The organism is Vibrio sp. RW, from assembly GCF_027587105.1.
In the GTDB taxonomy this organism is placed as follows: Bacteria; Pseudomonadota; Gammaproteobacteria; order Enterobacterales; family Vibrionaceae; genus Vibrio; species Vibrio toranzoniae.
Genome location: NZ_JAPPTM010000002.1, coordinates 160378 through 180301, shown reverse-complemented (window position 1 = coordinate 180301; position 19924 = coordinate 160378). Strand labels below are relative to the sequence as shown.

The window sequence follows — 19924 nt, the reverse complement described above, 5'->3', positions numbered from 1 at the left end:
AAACATTCACCACCGACCTCTCACAATTAGAATTTTAACTCTATTAAGATCACTTTTTATCCACTTTGGAGTTTTACAAATATTTAATATTCTGTTTACACTTAACTGGTTAGACCTCTTACCTAAACTTAATAACAATAAGTGATCTCTGAAAAGGAAATCGTTCATGAACATATTGCTCTCCCTACTCGGCTTTACAGCCATCTTAGGTGCCTGCCTTTACCATAGAGTTAGTCTGGTACGTGCATTAATCGTCTTAACTGGCGCGATGGTAGCATTAACATTGTTTGGTGGCGTCGCTGTCATTGGCTGGCTTTGCTATCTCTTAGCGGTTGCGATTTTTGCTGTCCCAACAATTCGCCAAACCCTAATCAGTCAAAAAGCACTCTCTTTATTTAAGAAAGTTCTACCGGCGATGTCTCAGACAGAAAAAGAAGCATTAGAAGCTGGCACAGTATGGTGGGAAGCAGAACTGTTCAAAGGCAAGCCTGAGTGGAAGAAGCTGCAGAACATTGCTGATCCGAAGCTCTCTGAAGCGGAACAAGCGTTTTTAGATGGCCCAGTCAATGAAGTGTGTGAAATGGTCAATGATTACCAAGTGACACATGAACTTGCTGATTTGCCGCCAGAAGTATGGCAATACCTGAAAGACCACAAATTCTTCGCCATGATCATCAAGAAAAAATACGGCGGTTTAGAATTCTCAGCTTACGCTCAATCTCTGGTTCTACAGAAGCTAACGGGTGTTTCTAGCGTACTGTCATCAACGGTTGGCGTACCTAACTCGTTAGGCCCGGGTGAGCTGTTACAACACTACGGAACAGAAGAACAAAGAAACCATTACCTGCCTCGCTTAGCTGAAGGTAAAGAGATCCCTTGTTTTGCCCTAACGAGTCCAGAAGCCGGCTCAGATGCAGGTTCAATCCCTGATTACGGCGTGGTATGTAAAGGTGAATGGCAAGGCGAAGAAGTATTAGGCATGCGCCTAACTTGGAACAAGCGTTATATCACTCTCGCACCTGTTGCGACTGTTTTAGGTTTAGCTTTTAAACTTCGTGACCCGGATGGCCTACTGGGTGACCAAAAAGATCTTGGTATCACGTGTGCACTTATCCCAACCGATTTAAAGGGCGTTGAGATTGGCAACCGCCACTTCCCACTCAACGTGCCTTTCCAAAATGGCCCGACTCAAGGCGACGATCTCTTCGTCCCTATCGATTTCATCATCGGTGGCCAGAAAATGGCAGGCCAAGGTTGGCGTATGCTGGTTGAGTGTTTGTCGGTGGGTCGTGGAATCACACTGCCTTCAAACTCAACAGGTGGCATCAAATCTGCAGCACTCGCAACCGGCGCTTACGCTCGTATTCGTCGTCAATTCAAACAGCCTATAGGTCGTATGGAAGGGGTTGAAGAGCCACTTGCACGCCTAGCGGGTAATGCTTACGTAATGGATGCAGCGAGTAACCTAACCGTTGCGGGGATCGACCTTGGCGAAAAGCCTTCTGTTGTATCAGCCATCGTTAAGTACCACTGTACGCACCGTGGCCAACGCAGCATCATCGACGCGATGGATATCGTCGGTGGTAAAGGCATTTGCTTAGGTCCGTCGAACTTCTTAGCTCGTGGTTACCAAGGTTCACCCATCGCAATAACGGTTGAAGGCGCAAACATCCTGACTCGTTCAATGATCATCTACGGTCAGGGCGCGATTCGTTGTCACCCTTATGTTCTAAGCGAAATGGAAGCGGCTTATTCTGAAAGCAGCGATGCACTGGATAAGTTTGATTCTGCGTTAGCTGGACACGTTAGCTTTACGCTCAGTAACCTCGTTCGCAGTTTATGGTTTGGTTTAACCGATGGTCGTGGTTCTGATACGCCAACACCAGCGAATAAAACCGACAAACAAACACTACGCTATTACCAAAAATTAAACCGCTACAGCGCTAACCTAGCGCTACTGTCTGATATTTCAATGGCAGTGCTAGGGGGTTCTTTGAAACGTAGAGAGCGTCTATCTGCAAGACTGGGCGACATCCTGAGTCAACTGTACTTAGGGTCTGCAACACTTAAGCGTTTTGAAAGTGAAGGCAGCCACGCTGAGGATCTACCGCTAGTACATTGGGGTATGCAAGATAGCTTACGTCAGACTGAAGTGGCGATTGATGAGTTCTTGGCGAACTTCCCTAACCCTGTGATTGGTCGTCTACTTCGTGTTGTGTTAATGCCATTTGGCCGTATCCGTCGCGCACCAAACGACAAACTGGATAGCCAAGTCGCGCACATCCTACAAACACCAAGCGAAACACGTTCACGCATCGGTCGTGGCCAATACTTGGCGGACACGCAATACAACCCTGTTGGTAAAATAGAGAAAGCACTGGAAGTGATTCTTCAAGCTGAACCTTTGTTCGATAAGGTTTGTAAAGAGACGCATCAAAAACGTGCTTTCTTACGACTAGACCTTGTCGCTCAACTAGGGCTTGAAAAAGGCATCTTAACGGAGAAAGAAGCTGCATTACTTGTCAGCGCGGAGGAACACAGACTGTACACGATTAATGTTGATGACTTCTCTCCAGAGGAGCTAGCAGCAAAGCCACAATATCCAGGCCAATCGATTGATAACGTAGCCTAGGTTCTGCAATAGAAACGAAAACGGGACTCCTAGGCGTCCCGTTTTTTTGTTCATGACATCGTTGTCACAAATTCTAATGATTTGTCTCTAGAGGCTTATTCTCTCCAGACAACCTAATCATCTAAGCGAGTTACTTTGGCGCTTTAAGCTGCATCTCTGGTAACGCTTTTTTCTTCGCTTTGACCTTACGAACCACAAACCAAATCAATAAACCCAATAAAATCACGACCACATTACCCACCGCGATAATGATCATACTACGCTGCTTATCAGCTTCGCGCTTCTTCAGTATCATTAACTCATTGGCGATACGCTTCTGTTCGGCGAGAGCTTCTTCTTGAAGGCGCCGAGACTCCGCTAAATCAATATCTTCGACAACACTATAAGACTGCTCAGAAATTGGAAAGACGAGTGGACGTTGACTGGATGCATCGGTGGCGTAAACCATGCCCGACCAATTATAAATCCCCAAGTCACTGTTGTATGGCACCTCTAAAGACACTTTCATCGCATCTATTTCAGATCGGCCTTGTCGGTAGATCACGTACTCATCAGGAGCCTTGTGCTCAACATGAGCCGCTAATGAACTCGGCGCAATCATGCCCTGTTCACCAGACACCACGATGGTGTGAGGTAAACCCTCTTTACGGGACTGTATAAAGGTTGTGATGATTGGCGTTGGATACACTAATACCTCTTGCTCTTGCGCTCTCAAAAACACACCATTGCCCGAGGTAATACGAGCTCGATATTTACCAGGCTCAATATCAATCGGTAACGACACAGTGAACACGCCATCTCCAGATTTTTCGTCAAATTCAGCCCCATCGTCGGAAAATTCGCCCATCACAACAGGCACAGGGCGTGCTTCTCTGACTAACGATTCTTCATTTTCGACAAACTTGGTAAAGGTCACCTTGAGTTTGACGCGATCGAGAAAATCACGTAGCACAAGGGGCTTGCCGTCTGAAGTCAAACGAGCCGTAAATTTGATGTGTTCGGTTTGATACAATTTGTCTGGAAACTCATTAGCATCCAAAACAAGATGAGAGAGGAGCTTGATGTTATTTTTAGGTGATACTTTACCAATCGCTTGCCAAGGGCCCGGCATCGGATTGTCGATAGAGATAATGTCCATGGACGACTCTTCGTACCAACGGACATTATCAGCATTGCGCCACGAGTAGTATTTCTTGCCGTCAGGGCGAACCAACACGACAGGTTTAGAGTTATCGGCTCGATAAATCACAAAGGTGACTTGCTCAATACTGGGATCAACACGAAAACGGTTGTCCAATAAACTCATTACGGATTCTGTTGCTGCATGCAAACTAAAGCTTAACAGCAATAAGTAACCGGTAGCCAATACCCTTAACATACTTTCTCCCTATTGACGCCAAAGGCAGCTTCCGCTTTTCTCGACGAGGTCTAAACGATTCTGATGCGCTTCTACTTCATCGGCCGTAGCTCGTAAAACCTTTAGGGATTTTCGACCACTTTCTACTCTTCGTATACTTTCCGCTTCGCCTTCTTGTTGGCCTGCGTTAAATTGCAGCGACGTTTGGCCACCCGTCATCAATAAGTAGACGTCGGCTAGGATCTCCGCATCGAGTAATGCGCCATGGAGGGTACGGTGCGAGTTATCAATACCGTAACGGTCACATAAGATATCTAGGTTGTTTCTTTTACCCGGAAATATCTTTTTCGCCATCGCCAAGGTATCGATAACTTTACAGTAATCAGCCGTTTTACCTATCGCAGGGTTGAGCTTCTCAAACTCATAATCCATAAAGCCTGTATCGAAGGGCGCGTTATGAGCCACCAGCTCGGCGCCTTTGATAAAGTCGAGAAATTCTTCATGTATGTCTTGGTATTCTGGCTTATCAACCAAAAATTCATCGGTAATACCATGAACGCCAATCGCTTCTTCTTGAATCGCACGATCTGGCTTGATATAGACGTGGAAGTGACGTCCTGTCGGCTTACGGTTGATGATTTCTACCGCACCGATTTCGACAATACGATGCCCTAAGTAGTGAGGGCCACCTTCTGTATTCATACCGGTTGTTTCGGTATCGAGTACAATAATTCGCTTATTTTGTGCGTTCGCGTCATTTTCTGTCATGGCGTTCGTTTCTGCGTCAACGCTTTGTTCTGGGGTGCTACTGGTATTCATAAGGATAACTGTGTCAGACTATGCCGATAATGTGCTTGAGGTAATAGTATCAAATCATGACGAAACAAGTTGAAATTTTCACTGATGGTTCTTGTTTAGGCAACCCCGGTCCTGGCGGCTACGGCATCGTACTTCGTTACAAAAAAGTCGAAAAGACACTAGCGGAAGGTTTTACCCTAACAACCAATAACCGGATGGAAATGCTCGCCGCTGTCGTGGCTCTACAAACCCTCAAGGAGCCTTGCTCTGTGATTTTAACGACAGACAGCCAGTACGTGCGTCAAGGCATTACACAGTGGATTCATAACTGGAAAAAACGAGATTGGAAAACTGCCGATAAGAAACCAGTTAAAAACGCCGATCTTTGGCAAAGGCTTGACAAAGAAACGGCTCGTCACACCGTTGATTGGCGCTGGGTAAAAGGACATGCGGGACACAGAGAAAACGAAATGTGTGATGATTTAGCGCGGACCGCAGCTGAAAATCCAACTCAAGAAGATACGGGGTATCAGCCAAGCTAACAGCCTGCTTTAGTTAGTACACTTGAGTTAGACACAAGCTTCATAGCCATATTTAAAATGAGAAGCCGACTGCTAATCGGCTTTTTCTGTTTTTATCGGGTATGAAGCCTTAGCTGAACTCAACGTACGGCGACTGTGTGTTCTGAAGCTTGCTCCTACAGGAGAGAAACGTCGCTTGAGGTGCCAATGTGGCTTAATCGGTTTGAGTGGATAAGTACGCTTACGAGCGACAATAAAATATTGGCTTCCCGCAAATGATGCACAACCACCCAAACCGTTCTCCAGCCACGTCCATATTGCTCGATATTTACTCATAGGAAACAGCGCGTAAGTATCACAATGAATCACTTCATAGTTAAGTACGCCTAGCCAGTCTTTTACTCTACTTGGTGTGTACATACGGCCACTCCAAGGCAAGCTTTTCTTACGCCAAGGCATCAAACTAGCAAGGCCTATTAGGCTGAACGGGTTAAAACCTGTGATGATGATATAGCCATCATCCATCATCACTCGGTCAACTTCTCTCAATAATCTATGTGGGTCATTGCTATAATCTAATTGATGACTAAACACCACAACATCGAAGCTTTTCTCTAAAAAGGGCAAATTATAGCCATCCGCTATCACATTATGTAATGGGTTCTGGATATCTAGGTTTACTTGATGTTGAATGTTGCATGTGCAGCTAGAAATCTCACTGCTGAGGCCTCCAAGTTTGAGCATGTGGTAACCAAATAACTTAGGACACCACTCATCCAGTCGAGTTTGAATTGATTCTCTCGACCAGTCTCCATTGTGCAACTGTGCCCAAGTGTAGGGACGCTCAAACTTTTTTCTGCTACGCGCTGGCTTCATCAATAATCTGTCTCACTTATTCTGTCTCACTAAAAGTGACTGGAGAACCTATAATGTTATATATCAAAAGCATACCTGCATTTAATGACAATTACATCTGGCTGATTGAAAATAGCGATCGCCGTTGTGCTGTCGTCGACCCTGGTGATGCAACTCCAGTATTAGAGTACTTAGCACACCATGAGCTAACTTTAGATGCAATCTTGATTACACACCACCACCACGATCACATTGGTGGCGTTCCAGAACTGGTAAGACAATTTCCCGGTGTGGATGTCGTTGGCCCAAGAAATGAACCGATTCCGACATTGACCCACCCTGTTGATGACGGTGACCAGTTAGAGCTGTTTGATGAAATTTTCCTTGTGCTTGGACTCAGTGGGCATACTGCTGGCCACATAGGGTATGTAGGTGACGCCAAGCTATTTTGTGGCGATGTGTTGTTTTCAGCAGGCTGTGGCCGAATCATGGAAGGCACACCACAGCAAATGTTTGATGCACTCAATAAAGTAACCGCTCTTCCTCAAGAAACAGAGGTTTACTGTGCACATGAGTACACAGCGGCCAATATCGCATTCGCGCTTGCGGTTGAGCCTGATAACCAACACCTTCAGCAATATCGAGATCAAGTTAACCGACTGAGAGCACAAAATAAACCGACCATCCCCACAAATTTACGCCAAGAGAAATTAGTTAACCCTTTCTTGCGCTATACCGAGCCAAGTGTCGTGAAATCAGTGTCTAATCGCACCGAACAGACTGATGCTTTATCAGTTTTTACCGCTTTACGTACATGGAAGAACGAATTTTAACAAATACAGACTTGTCACTTATAGGGAGTGGCAAGTATTATCAGCAGCCGTTTATTAAAAAGGCTGTAACATGCGAGTTAAGTACAGCTGGGCTTTGGTATTACTACTTTCTGGTTGCCAATTAACTCAGTCAGAGAATCCAGACCAAGCTCCCGAGCAAACCAACACATCACAGACTAAAGAAGTTTCGCAAACGAACGTTTCATCAGAAGCGACCAAAGAAGAACCAAAAGTTGAAGCACCCGCTGTTACTCCACAAACACAAGAAGATGTTTGGAAACGTATTGCGATGCAACTTGAAATGGAAGTCCCCGACCAAAAGAAGGTCAATTACTACCGAACTTGGTATCTAAAGCACCCTAGCCACCTCAAAACCGTCTCACAACGTGCTGAACCTTTTCTTTATCTGATCACGACTAAGATTGAAGAAAAAGGCTTACCACTAGAATTAGCACTATTACCCGTTGTAGAGAGTTCTTTCGATGCATTTGCCTACTCACATGGTAGCGCTGCAGGTCTATGGCAATTCATTTCTGGCACAGGCAAAGACTACGGGCTAGAACAGAACTTCTGGTACGACGGCCGTCGTGATGTCGCCGCTTCTACCGATGCTGCATTGAATTTCCTATCAGATCTCAACAGACGTTTCGATGGCGATTGGAACCATGCCATTGCTGCCTATAACAGTGGCGGTGGTCGTGTGAACAGTGCAATCCGTAAGAACAAGAAGCTGGGTAAGCCAATCGACTTTTTCTCTTTGGATCTACCAAAAGAGACCAGTAGCTATGTACCTAAACTGCTTGCCTTGGCTGATGTCATTGCTAACCAAGAAAAGTATGGCATCGACATTCCAGCAATCCCTAACAAGCCAGTATTGACTCTAGTTAACCCAGATGAACAACTTGATTTAGCTATTGCGGCTAATTACGCAGGCATTCCGGTAAAAGAACTGCAAGGTTACAACCCGGCTTACAACCAATGGGCCACAGCACCGGAGAAACACCAACAGCTTTTACTTCCTTTAAGTACCGTTGATAAATTCAATAAAGAAGTGGCAGCCAACAAAGGTAAGGGTATGAAGTTGGTGCGCTACAAGGTTCAGTCTGGTGACAGCATCAGCGTACTGGCAAGCAAATATAACACCACCAGCAAAGTGATCCGCTCTGCAAACGGTTTAAGCAACAACAATATTCGTATTGGTCAGCACCTGCTTATCCCAACATCAACCAAAGACGACAAGACCTACGCACTAAGCGCGTCAAATCGCCTAGCAAGCACACAGTCGAAGAGTCGGGGCCAATATAAGCTCAACCATACAGTAAAAAGTGGTGACAACTTATGGACAATTGCACGTGCGAATAAGGTATCACACCAATCACTGGCTAAGTGGAATGGCATGGGGCCACGCGATACGCTTAGAGTTGGTCAAGAATTGGTCATCTGGAAAAATGGCTCAGACGGCTCAATTATTCGCACTATCTTCTATAAAGTAAGATCTGGTGACACAGTCAGCGGTATTGCATCAAAGTTCAAAGTAAAAAGTGCAGATGTTGTAAAATGGAACACTTTACAGAACAAAAAATACCTACAGCCAGGACAAAAACTGAAGCTGTATGTTGATGTAACTAAGGTAAGTGTATGAACCCGTCAAGTAACCCACTCGTGATGCTGCTGGATATATTCCGAGCACCAACAGCTTGTTTCTTAGCGCTTTATCAGCGAAGTGCTTGGGGATGGCAACCCTACGTCGTATTAATACTCAGCCCCTTTTTATTTTGGGGTGCCTATTTTTCGAATGTAGATTTTGCATGGTTAAGCGCAGAGTTGTCACAGCAACTCGCTCAAACTAACCCTGACCAATTGGCGTTACTTGACAGCAACACCCTGCTTGCAAGTGAGATCATCAGCGACGTGTTTGGCCGAACGTTAACCATCGTTTTGTTGGCGTTCTGGTTTAACCTAGCAACCAAACCAAGCCAACATCAGCATAGCTTTTGGCGATGGTTTGCGGCAGCATCGGTAGTGATATTCCCTGCGGTTTTAGGTGACGTAGCGAGCTACGCAAGCCTAATCCTAAAGCACGGTCAGGTGATGAACTACGCGGCTGACTTGAACAGCTTAAACGGCTTGATCAAGTTACCGCTGACCAATGACTGGTCTCAGTTTGCTAGCTCATTACCACTGCTGCTTCCATGGTACATTGTGCTAGGTTATGCAGCCGTACTAACTTGGACTGAATTTGAACGTGGGCAAGCACTAGTGATTTCAGGCTTGCCATGGGTTGGCTATTACCTAATCTGGGCTATCTACATTCTAGTGTCGTAGATAACCCATTCAATCTAATTTCGTAAATAACCAAGTTAGCAAGAGCTCGCGGCTATTTGGTCTTAAAAGTGACTAACATTGGATTATGATCAGAAGCGTTCGTAAAGGGTGCTTTTGCTTTTTCTACCTCTAACCCTCGATAGAACACGTGATCGAGTACCAACCCTGTCATAAACTGCGTGCGGTTGTCGGGGTCAAAAGCCACCTCAGTCAGACCGACCTTCTCCAGCGCATCCTTCAACACCATAAAGCGAGATTTACTCCAACTGTTAAAATCGCCCGCAAAAAGCACGGGCCCGCGATACTGCTGCAGTTTGTCAGTTAAACTATTGAGTTGCGATGCGTAGTCTACGGTGCCAAACGTAAAGTTCACGGCATGGATATTGATAACTGCCAATTCTTCCCCATTACTCAGTAGGTAACGAGACCATAGTGCTGATTTTGGCAGTTGAAGCCAAGGCTCTTCATGAGTATAGGCACAAGCCTCGATTGGTAAGTGAGTCGCTAAATTGAGTACACCCGAACTTTGCTTAAATGCTTCAAAAGCGTTAACGCGAATACTGCCCCACTGGCTACTTGTAACCCACAATCGAAAGTCATTAGTCACACGTGCTTCTTGCAGTAACACTAAATCACTTCCTGCCGAAAGTTTGTTCAATTCGCTCTGCCAATTACTGCGGTTCTGCTTGTAGATGTTCCACACAGTGATGCTCAATCCATCAGACACATCAATCGCTTTCGGTGTTGAATTTTGGTAGCAGCTATAGATATCACTGCTGATACTTTGAGAGGAAGTGATCAGGCTAGGCTGACTCGGGATCACGAAGATAAAATGAAAACTAGCAACAGCAAATGTCACCAATAATGTGATAACAATGGTGATTTTCTTAAACATACAACACCCTACCTAAAATGAAAAAGGAGCGATAAACGCTCCTTTTAGGGTAATCGCTTTTTTATACGGCGTCTTCGTCTTCCTCGCCAGTACGAATACGTACCACACGTTCAACGTCAGTAATGAAGATCTTACCGTCGCCAATTTTACCCGTTTGCGCCGTTTCGATAATGGTATCAACACATTGGTCAGCCACTTCGTCGGTCACAACAATTTCTAACTTCACTTTAGGTAAAAAGTCGACCATGTACTCGGCGCCACGGTATAACTCAGTATGGCCCTTCTGGCGTCCAAAGCCTTTCACTTCAGATACTGTCATGCCCGTAATACCCACTTCTGCAAGTGCTTCACGTACATCATCAAGTTTGAATGGCTTGATAATGGCTTCAATCTTTTTCATGTTCATCCCTTAAACTGTATGAATGACTCATTATCGGTTAGCTATAGTAAACATTCAATGAAAAAAGCCAGAGCTTTAAAGCTCTGGCTCGAAATTTATCATCTTGTTTGATCAGCGCTTTTAGAACACTTTACTTAAGACTTGCGTAGTAAGCCGCTAGATTCGCGATATCTTCATCACTCAGCATTGATGCTTGAGCCTGCATAACAGCAGCCAAGCCACCGTTACGCTGCTTTGTTTTGTACGCATTAATCGATGAAACAAGGTACTGCTCGTTTTGTCCTTTCAGGTTGGGATAACCTGGGATCACTGCGATACCATCTGCGCCATGACATGCCGCACAGATTGCTGCTTTAGCCTGACCCGCAGCAACATCCCCCGCCAGGGCGTTACCACTCAATAGTCCAAATCCAAGAACTAATCCTAGTGTAATTTTCTTCATTGCATATTCCATTAATTATTTTTATTAAAGTGACGTCGAATTGTGACACAAACTTTTTCTACTTGCTCCAAAGTGCTTCACAATCTTGACCTTGGTAATCTTTATCTACGAATAAGCCTAAAACAGCGATCACTCGATCACCATCCATTAATATTGGCGTTCTGCGCCGTAACCAGCTGGGCACTTGGTATTCCTGAAAGAGTTTTTTGAGCTTTCTACTGTGTCCACGCCCAATTGGATGAGCCGATAATCCTTCCGGGTTAAAGGTAATTCGTAGTACTCCACTTGTATCCTTCAAGCTGAAGTTTTGCGAATTACGACCATTCGATACTGCATCATTCGATGACAACATTAACTGTAGCTTTCCTAAACTATCGGGCAACTCCAAGTTATCACCAAGCACAACATCAGTGTGCCAACACGACAAGTCTTTAGTCTCCTTCACTATGTACAGGTGATGATTAAAGCGTCTCACTTCGACATCGTTCAGTACTAGCTTAGGATTGGCGTCCGCTTGAGCACATGCCACTTCATCCCAGATAAGCTTAAGCTGTTTTTTACTGGGCATCGATTGATTGCAATGGCTTAACCACATCCTTAACAAGCGTGCGCGTAATAGATCGGAGTGCTGAGATAACGCCTCAATGCTTAAGCTCTGGCTATCTCCTAAAGCTTGCTGGAAGTGTGATTCAAGCAACTCATCGAGCAATAACTCTTGCTCTGCACAGAGTTGGGCACTGCGACTGACCGACTCACGAAAGCTTGGCCAACGCTCGGTAAGAACTGGCGTCACTTGATGACGAATAAAGTTTCGATCAAAACGCACGTCCTGATTACTCTCATCTTCGACCCAAGTTAAGCCCATGTCGTGAGCAGCTACTTCAATCTCGGTTCGGGTTACCGATAGCAGTGGGCGAACAATATGAGCATCACAAAACGGCATGACTTTAGCCATAGAAGAGAGTCCTTTTGGACCACTGCCACGCTTTAACGCTAACAAGAACGTCTCCACTTGGTCGTCAATGTGCTGACCAGTAACAAGTAAGTCCCCCTGTCGAAGATGCTTTTTAAAGGCTTGGTATCGCGCATCTCTAGCCAGCTTCTCAACGCTTTCTCCACTGTTGAGATCCAGCAACACTCGTTCTATAGCCAATGGAATAGACAAAGCATCACACCATGTTTGGCATTGTTTAGCCCAGAGATCAGCGTTCTTACTCAGACCATGATGTACATGTACCGCACAGCACTCAATGTCATGAGGTTTTGCGTATTGAGAGGCTAATTCCAATAACACTCTAGAATCGACACCACCGCTGAAAGCGACGATCAACCGACGAGGTTTGAGTGCGCTTTGATGAAGTACCGATGTGAAGGTATCAATTAAGTGTGTCATGAGGCTAATAAACCAGGAGATCGTGTGTGAAGAGATAATGTCATAATAATAAAAAAGGGGTGGCACTGAGTCCAACCCTTTCATCACTTGTTCGCATAGCCAGCCTTATCGCTAAGGCAACTTATCAGCAGTAGCCGTAGCTCATTAGACGCTGGTAACGACGCTCAAGCAGCGTTTCGTTATCAAGCTGCTCTAGTTCTTCTAGCTGCTTAACTAACATGTCTTTCATGTTCTGAGCGGTTTGTACTGGGTCGCGGTGCGCGCCACCTAAAGGCTCAGGAATGATTTCATCAATAAGCTCAAGCTCTTTAAGACGAGGCGCAATCAGGCCCATCGCTTCAGCGGCTTGTGGTGCTTTATCTGAATCGCGCCATAGGATTGAAGCACAACCTTCTGGAGAGATTACTGAGTACGTAGAGTACTGAAGCATGTTCACGTAGTCACCAACACCAATCGCTAGTGCGCCACCAGAACCGCCCTCACCCACAACGTTACAGATAACAGGAACTGAAAGACCAGACATAACCTTTAGGTTTTTCGCGATAGCTTCAGATTGGCCACGCTCTTCTGCCCCAACACCTGGGTATGCGCCCGCTGTGTCGATAAAAGTAATAATTGGCATATTGAAACGTTCAGCCGTTTCCATTAGGCGTAGCGCCTTACGGTAACCTTCTGGCTTTGGCATACCAAAGTTACGGAGCACTTTTTCTTTCGTCTCGCGACCTTTCTGGTGACCAATAACCATAACAGGACGGCCATTTAGACGAGCCATACCACCCACAATTGCTTTGTCGTCAGCGTAAGCGCGATCGCCCGCCATCTCTTCAAACTCTGTGAATGCATGCTCCAGGTAATCTTTTGTATAAGGACGTTGAGGGTGACGAGCAAGTTGAGCTACCTGCCATGCACCTAAGTCACTAAAGATTTTCTGTTTAAGCTCTAAGCTTTTTTTCTCTAGTTGTTCGATTTCTTTGTCTAGATCTACCGCTGCGTCACCACCGTGACGTGAAACGTCACGTAGCGCTTCGATTTTTGCTTCAAGTTCAGCGATAGGCTTTTCAAATTCTAGAAAGTTCAGGCTCATCTATGAATCCTTGTTGATTCAGCTTCATATGCACGAAGCTAAATTTTAGTTAAATTCGAGTTCTACTTGGCTATTTCCAAGCAGCTGTTTTAATTCGTCTAGCAATGTATCACTTGGCGTCACACGCCATTCTGTGCCCAATGTTAACCGCGCTCTAGCGTCGGCACGTTGGTAGTATACATTGACTGGGACCGTTCCGGCTCTATAAGGTTCTAAGATTTGACCAAAGCGTTCAAAAAATTGATCATTAATCTGGGATTGGTCGATAGATATCGAGACCCCTCGAGCATATTTTTCACGGGCGCTTCCTAAGTCCATGACCTCGCGCGCGGACATTTTAAGCCCACCGTTGAAGTCATCAAAGCTGACCTGTCCAGAAACGACCACAATTTTGTCTTTTTCGAGCAATTCAGCATAGCGATCGAGTGCATCAGAGAATAACATCACTTCCATTCGGCCCGATCGGTCATCAAGTGTCATCAAACCAATTCGTGTACCACGTTTTGTGGTCATTACTCTCGCCGCAATCACCAAACCAGCAATCGTTAATGACTGGTCACGACGCGTTGGCGTGGCATCCTTCAAACGACAGCTGGTGTATTTCGCTAACTCTTTGATATAAGCATTAACGGGGTGACCCGTTAAATACAAACCAAGCGTTTCACGTTCACCTTCAAGCCAAACTTTTTCTGGCCATTTCGGTACTTGGGTATACTTATGTTCAACCTCTTCTGGAGCATCAGTCAACACACCAAACATATCAGATTGACCAAAAGACTCGGCGTGGTGATGCTGGCTCGCCGCTTTAACTGCATCTTTCAAAGATGCCATCATTGCCGCACGGTGAGGGCCTAATCTATCTAACGCACCGGATAGAATCAACTTTTCGATAACACGTTTGTTGACCTTTTTCAGATCAAGACGCGCGCAGAAGTCGAACAAGTCTTTAAAGTAACCGCCCTTATTGCGCGCTTCTATGATCGCTTCAATAGGGCCTTCACCTACCCCTTTAATCGCGCCAATGCCATAAACAATCGCGCCATCTTCATCCACATTAAAGCGATATAGGCCAGAGTTGATATCAGGCGGCAGTAGTTTGAGCTTCATACGGAAACACTCATCAACAAGGCCAATAACCTTCTCGGTGTTATCCATATCCGCCGTCATTACCGCCGCCATAAACTCAGCAGGGTAATGTGTTTTCAGCCATAGCGTTTGATAGGAAACCAGTGCGTATGCCGCTGAGTGAGATTTGTTAAATCCGTAACCTGCAAACTTCTCTACCAAGTCGAAGATTTTCATGGCCAGTTCGCCATCAATGCCGTTAGCTTCCGCACCTTCTTTGAAAATACTACGCTGCTTTGCCATCTCTTCTGGCTTTTTCTTACCCATTGCACGACGCAACATGTCCGCTCCGCCAAGCGTATAGCCTGCGAGGATCTGTGCGATTTGCATAACCTGCTCTTGGTACAGGATGATGCCGTACGTTGGTTCTAGCGTCTCTTTGAGTGAGTCATGTTGCCACGTTTCATCAGGGTACGATACCGCTTCTCGCCCGTGTTTACGGTCAATAAAGTTATCTACCATGCCCGATTGCAAAGGACCCGGACGGAACAGAGCTACCAATGCGATGATATCTTCAAAACAGTCGGGCTGTAGACGTTTGATCAGGTCTTTCATACCACGCGATTCCAGTTGGAATACCGCGGTAGTTTCAGAATTTTGTAATAGGTTAAACGACGCTTTATCATCAAGAGGTATCGACTCAATACGAACCGGCTCTTTGCCTTCTCTCTTCAAGCGAGGGTTGACTAGGCCTAACGCCCAATCAATGATGGTCAGTGTCCGTAAGCCCAAGAAGTCGAACTTAACCAAGCCAGCCGTTTCAACGTCATTCTTGTCGAACTGCGTTACAGGGAAGTGACCTTCCGCATCAGCATAAATGGGCGCAAAGTCGGTAATCGTGGTTGGTGAAATAACAACCCCCCCCGCGTGTTTACCGGCATTTCGCGTACAGCCTTCAAGGATACGACACTTATCAATCAGTTCGCGAACCTCTTCATCACCATCGTAAAGCTCTGGCAATGCAGGCTCAGCAAGGAAGGCTTTTTCTAGCGTCATGCCCGGGTCTGGCGGAACAAGCTTAGAAATTCGGTCCACAAAACCAAACGGATGACCAAGCACACGGCCGACGTCACGGATTACCGCTTTCGCCGCCATGGTACCAAAGGTGATGATCTGAGAAACCGCATCACGACCGTACATTTCAGCAACGTGATCAATAACTTGGTCACGCTTATCCATACAGAAGTCGATATCGAAATCGGGCATCGAGACACGTTCTGGGTTCAAGAAACGTTCGAACAGCAAGTCGTATTCAAGTGGATCGAGATCGGTGATATCCAAGGCGTAAGCCACTAGAGAACCGGCACCAGAACCACGACCCGGACCTACCGGCACATCGTTATCTTTTGACCACTGGATGAATTCCATTACGATCAAGAAGTAGCCAGGGAAACCCATGTTGTTGACAACTTCGAGCTCGATTTTGAGTCGTTCATCGTACTCAGGACGACGCTCGGCTCGAACCTTTTCATCTGGGAATAGGAAGGCTAAACGTCGCTCAAGGCCTTCTTCAGATTTCTTGATCAGGAAGTCTTCAATCGCCAAACCTTCCGTTGGGAAGTTAGGTAGGAAGTATTCACCTAGGCGAACGGTTACGTTACAGCGCTTAGCAATCTCAACACTGTTCTCAAGCGCTTCAGGGATATCAGAGAAAAGTTCACACATCTCCTCTTCGCTACGAAGATACTGTTGCGCGCTGTAGTTTTTAGGACGACGAGGATCGACCATGGTGTAGCCATCATGAATCGCAACTCGAATTTCATGAGCATCAAACAAGTCTTCAGTTAAGAACACAACTTCGTTGGTCGCTACAACAGGCAAGTCTGCTTGTTCAGCAAGTTCTAACGCAAAGTGCAAGTAAGACTCTTCGTCTGGACGTCCGGTACGAATCAGTTCCAGGTAAAAGCGGTCTGGGAAGTACGTTTTGTAAAACTCGACATTGCTTGAAACCAGTTCACGATTACCTTTCAGTAGTGCCTTACCAATCTCGCCTTCTTTTGCGCCTGATAGGATGATCAGGCCTTCGGCATGCTCAATTAACCACTCTTTATCAATAACAGGCTGATGCTGTATATGACCACGAAGGTAGGCTTTTGATATCAGCAGCGTTAGGTTGTTATAGCCTTTATTATCGGTTGCAATGACGGTGAGTTTCGTCAACTCATCACCGAAATCTGGAGACTGCATCAAGAAGTCAGCACCAATAATTGGCTTAACCCCGCACCCATGGGCAGTACCGTAGAACTTAACCAAACCACAAAGGTTGGTAAAGTCGGTAAGTGCTAGAGCAGGCATACCCATTTCAGCGACTTTTTTGACCAATGGCGGTACCTTAGATAGGCCATCCACCATCGAAAAGTCACTGTGTACGCGTAGGTGAACAAATTTTGGATCTGACATTATTTTTCCTGAATTCTAGGTTTTAGCCTAGGGTTACAACTGTGTGTATTCTATTTTTTTCTAGCATCACTAAGCAACTTTATTCGATGCCCAGCTCTAATCAACATAAAGCTTAATCAATGCGCTCTAATCTATGCCAAGGATGCGTTTTACTGGCTTAAAGCTCTTGCGGTAATGCTCGGTTACACCATGTTTTTCAATCGCTTCGAAATGCGCCTTAGTCGGGTAACCTTTGTGTTTAGCAAAACCAAATTCAGGGTGAAGTTTATCAAGCTCTTCCATCTCTTGGTCGCGAACCACTTTAGCGATAATAGACGCCGCACTGATCTCTGCCACTCGTAAATCGCCCTTCACAATGGCCAGACCGTCCATTGGCAAATCAGGAACGCGGTTGCCATCGATCAGGGCCATATCAGGCTGAACACTTAGCCCTGCAATGGCACGCTGCATTGCGACCATGGTTGCTTGCAGAATATTCAACTCATCAATTTCTTGCGGAGAGCAACGACCAACCGACCATGCCAGTGCTTTCTCTTTTATCTCAGGAAGCAGCGCAAGGCGTTTCTTCTCAGATAATTTTTTTGAGTCGTTTAAGCCTTCAATTGGGTTATTAGGATCGAGGATAACGGCAGCTGTCACAACATCTCCCACTAACGGTCCACGCCCAACTTCATCCACGCCAGCAAACAACTGGTAGCCTTGTGGGTATTCAAACGGAGGAAGCTCTTTTTTCTCTTTGACTGCCATGAAAATTCTCTTTGTAACTAATAAGTCAGTGCTTTAGAGGGCTGCACTCTATGATTCAACACACTCTCGGCCGATCAATTTCAGCACCGCGTTGGCGGCTTGCTTATCAGCGTCTTTACGGATCCAATGGTGCATCTCGGTAAAACGTTCGATCAAGCCACTGTTATCGGCAGACAGCATTTTATCGACAGATGGGAACAAGAAATCAGGATGGCACTCTTCAAGAATATGCTCTTTCACGATCTCTTCGCCCGCCAGAATATTCGGCAGTGATACAAACTCAGTGATAGCGAGCTTCTTGACAATGTAGCCCGTCAACTTATTCACTTTATAGCCAACAACCATCGGACGCTTTAGCAGCATACACTCAAGAGCAACAGTACCTGAAGCCAAAAGTACAGAATCAGCCGCAGTAATTACGTTTCTTGCAGTATCTTCCACTAATGTAAATTCAAGCTCTGGCGCTATTGATTGCCAAATTTCAGTAAACTGTTTTTTGCGCTGTTCATTAACAAGCGCAACAACAAAATTAATATCAGGGTATTTTTGCTTAATGCGCTGGCAAGTCTCGATAAACGGTTGAGCAATCAACCCCATCTCACCACCACGACTGCCTGGTAATACGGCTAACCACTGTTTGTCTTGATCTAAACCTAATAGCTCACGAGCGTCTTGTTTGCTTGGATCCAAAGGAATTGCGTCTGCCAGTGTATGGCCAACAAACTCACAGGCAACATTATATCTATCGTAAAACGCTTTCTCGAATGGCAGAAACGCCAGTACCAAGTCGGTTGCTTTATCGATTTTAAAGATACGCTTAGGACGCCATGCCCATACTGAAGGGCTCACGTAATGGACCGTTTTAATGCCTGCATTCTTAAGGTCTAACTCAAGCCTCAGGTTGAAATCAGGCGCATCGATACCAACAAATACATCGGGTGGGTTTTGAGTGAAATACTTCACCAGTTCCGCTTTCACTTTTAACAAGCGAGGTAAACGGCCCAAAACTTCAACTAACCCCATTACGGCAAGCTCTTCCATTTCGAAAAGAGATTCACAACCCAGAGCCTTCATTTTCGGTCCGCCAATACCTACGAACTCAGCATTCGGATACTGTGATTTTATTGCTTTGATGAAACCCTCGCCAAGCGTGTCACCAGAGAGCTCTCCGACTACGATACCTATGCGCAATGGTGTATTCGAAACAAAGCCCGAGCTATTGGTTTGTGATTCTTGCTGTGCCATATTCTTTCAATTTCCTTCTTGCCTAAAACAAAAAAGACCGCCTAACGAGTAGCGATCTTTTTTATACCAATCACACCAAGTATTAACGAATAATACCGCGCTCAGAGTTCTCTAGCATTTCTAGCATAGGGGCCACCGAAGTAAATTCTTTCGCCATTTCAACTAAAGCCGCTTTCGCTTCTTCAAGTGTTTTGCCTGAACGGTATAACTCTTTGTACGCTTTCTGTAGTGCACGAATTTCTGGTTTCTCAAACCCGTTACGCTTCAGGCCAACAAGATTCAAACCAAATGGAGCAGCATGGTTACCCTGTGCAAGTACGTAAGGTAGTACATCTTGAACTACCGCAGAACAGCCGCCAATGTAAGCATAAGCGCCAATTGAACAAAACGGGTGAATCGCAGAGAGTGCCATTACACCAGCGTAGTCGCCAACAGTCACGTGACCGCCAAGGATAGCGTTGTTACCAATGTGAGTGTGGTTGCCAACAATAACATCGTGCGCTACGTGAGCATTAACACAAAGTAGGTTGTCGTCACCGATCACTGTGGTTGCTTTGTCTTGAGTCGTACCACGGTGGATCTGAACGGCTTCACGAATCACGTTGCGATCACCGATCACAACAGTAGTATCTTCACCGCCGTATTTCTTATCTTGGTTCTCTTCACCGATCACTGCGTGTGGGAAAATGCGGTTCTCTTTGCCAATCGTTGTGTGACCTTTGATCACAACATGCGACATCACTTCAGTGTCGTCGCCAATAGTCACATTACCAGCAATGTAAGTGAAAGGCCCAACCGTCACGTTAGCACCGATAGTTACATCACCTTCGATTACTGCTGCCGGGTGAATTTTCGCTGTTTCATGAATCATA

Annotated in this window: 17 protein-coding genes; 5 read left to right on the top strand and 12 right to left on the bottom strand. The window is 45.6% G+C overall.

Translation table 11 applies throughout. The features are described from left to right. The first annotated feature begins 166 nt into the window (after positions 1-166). Positions 167-2632: an acyl-CoA dehydrogenase FadE gene (fadE, locus tag OCT63_RS02325; protein WP_269983105.1), complete on the top strand. Its 2466-nt coding sequence runs from the start codon at positions 167-169 to the stop codon at positions 2630-2632. 130 nt (positions 2633-2762) lie between these two features. Here the strand turns inward: fadE and OCT63_RS02320 are convergent, their stop codons facing one another. Both OCT63_RS02320 and dnaQ read right to left on the bottom strand, forming a co-directional pair. Further along, complete coding sequence (locus OCT63_RS02320) at positions 2763-4010, bottom strand: TIGR03503 family protein (protein ID WP_269983104.1); 1248 nt, start codon at positions 4008-4010, stop codon at positions 2763-2765. A gap of 9 nt (positions 4011-4019) precedes the next feature. After that, a complete protein-coding gene (gene dnaQ / locus OCT63_RS02315; RefSeq protein ID WP_269983103.1) occupies positions 4020-4808 on the bottom strand; it encodes a DNA polymerase III subunit epsilon in 789 nt (262 codons plus the stop codon). Between the two features lie 56 nt (positions 4809-4864). On the opposite strand from dnaQ, the gene rnhA reads away from it, so the two are divergent. Further along, positions 4865-5329 carry a ribonuclease HI gene (rnhA, locus tag OCT63_RS02310; protein ID WP_010436543.1) on the top strand — a complete coding sequence of 155 codons (465 nt, stop codon included), beginning with the start codon at positions 4865-4867 and terminating at the stop codon, positions 5327-5329. A gap of 72 nt (positions 5330-5401) precedes the next feature. Here the strand turns inward: rnhA and OCT63_RS02305 are convergent, their stop codons facing one another. Further along, positions 5402-6184 (bottom strand): class I SAM-dependent methyltransferase, encoded by a 783-nt coding sequence (locus tag OCT63_RS02305; RefSeq protein ID WP_161687275.1) that lies wholly within the window; start codon positions 6182-6184, stop codon positions 5402-5404. Between the two features lie 53 nt (positions 6185-6237). Between OCT63_RS02305 and gloB the strand changes: the two genes are divergently transcribed. The 3 genes from gloB (at position 6238) to OCT63_RS02290 (ending at position 9321) form a co-directional block, all read left to right on the top strand. Then, positions 6238-6996, top strand: coding sequence for a hydroxyacylglutathione hydrolase (gene gloB, locus OCT63_RS02300; protein WP_060468316.1), 759 nt, complete (start codon positions 6238-6240; stop codon positions 6994-6996). A gap of 70 nt (positions 6997-7066) precedes the next feature. Continuing rightward, positions 7067-8638 carry a LysM peptidoglycan-binding domain-containing protein gene (locus tag OCT63_RS02295; protein ID WP_269983102.1) on the top strand — a complete coding sequence of 524 codons (1572 nt, stop codon included), beginning with the start codon at positions 7067-7069 and terminating at the stop codon, positions 8636-8638. Then, positions 8635-9321, top strand: a complete 687-nt coding sequence (locus OCT63_RS02290; protein WP_060468318.1) for a YIP1 family protein — start codon at positions 8635-8637, stop codon at positions 9319-9321. The genes OCT63_RS02295 and OCT63_RS02290 overlap by 4 nt, the downstream gene beginning before the upstream one ends. Positions 9322-9373: 52 nt before the next feature. Here the strand turns inward: OCT63_RS02290 and OCT63_RS02285 are convergent, their stop codons facing one another. The 9 genes from OCT63_RS02285 to lpxA form a co-directional block, all read right to left on the bottom strand. Beyond that, positions 9374-10216 (bottom strand): endonuclease/exonuclease/phosphatase family protein, encoded by an 843-nt coding sequence (locus tag OCT63_RS02285; RefSeq protein WP_269983101.1) that lies wholly within the window; start codon positions 10214-10216, stop codon positions 9374-9376. 61 nt (positions 10217-10277) lie between these two features. Further along, positions 10278-10616, bottom strand: a complete 339-nt coding sequence (gene glnB, locus OCT63_RS02280) for a nitrogen regulatory protein P-II (protein ID WP_004738609.1) — start codon at positions 10614-10616, stop codon at positions 10278-10280. A 130-nt stretch (positions 10617-10746) separates the two neighbouring features. After that, the gene (locus OCT63_RS02275) at positions 10747-11058 is read right to left on the bottom strand and encodes a c-type cytochrome (protein WP_060468320.1); all 312 of its coding nucleotides are present in this window, start codon (positions 11056-11058) and stop codon (positions 10747-10749) included. 58 nt (positions 11059-11116) lie between these two features. Next, the gene (gene tilS / locus OCT63_RS02270) at positions 11117-12451 is read right to left on the bottom strand and encodes a tRNA lysidine(34) synthetase TilS (RefSeq protein ID WP_269983100.1); all 1335 of its coding nucleotides are present in this window, start codon (positions 12449-12451) and stop codon (positions 11117-11119) included. 124 nt (positions 12452-12575) lie between these two features. Continuing rightward, the gene (gene accA / locus OCT63_RS02265) at positions 12576-13535 is read right to left on the bottom strand and encodes an acetyl-CoA carboxylase carboxyl transferase subunit alpha (RefSeq protein ID WP_060468321.1); all 960 of its coding nucleotides are present in this window, start codon (positions 13533-13535) and stop codon (positions 12576-12578) included. Positions 13536-13580: 45 nt separating this feature from the next. Continuing rightward, entirely contained in the window at positions 13581-17060 is a 3480-nt protein-coding gene (dnaE, locus tag OCT63_RS02260) for a DNA polymerase III subunit alpha (RefSeq protein ID WP_269983099.1), read from the bottom strand. A 126-nt stretch (positions 17061-17186) separates the two neighbouring features. Next, a complete protein-coding gene (gene rnhB / locus OCT63_RS02255) occupies positions 17187-17807 on the bottom strand; it encodes a ribonuclease HII (RefSeq protein WP_017630589.1) in 621 nt (206 codons plus the stop codon). Positions 17808-17855: 48 nt separating this feature from the next. Beyond that, entirely contained in the window at positions 17856-19052 is a 1197-nt protein-coding gene (gene lpxB, locus OCT63_RS02250; protein WP_269983098.1) for a lipid-A-disaccharide synthase, read from the bottom strand. An 82-nt stretch (positions 19053-19134) separates the two neighbouring features. Next, positions 19135-19923: an acyl-ACP--UDP-N-acetylglucosamine O-acyltransferase gene (gene lpxA, locus OCT63_RS02245; protein WP_060468325.1), complete on the bottom strand. Its 789-nt coding sequence runs from the start codon at positions 19921-19923 to the stop codon at positions 19135-19137. Between the last annotated feature and the right edge of the window lies 1 nt (position 19924).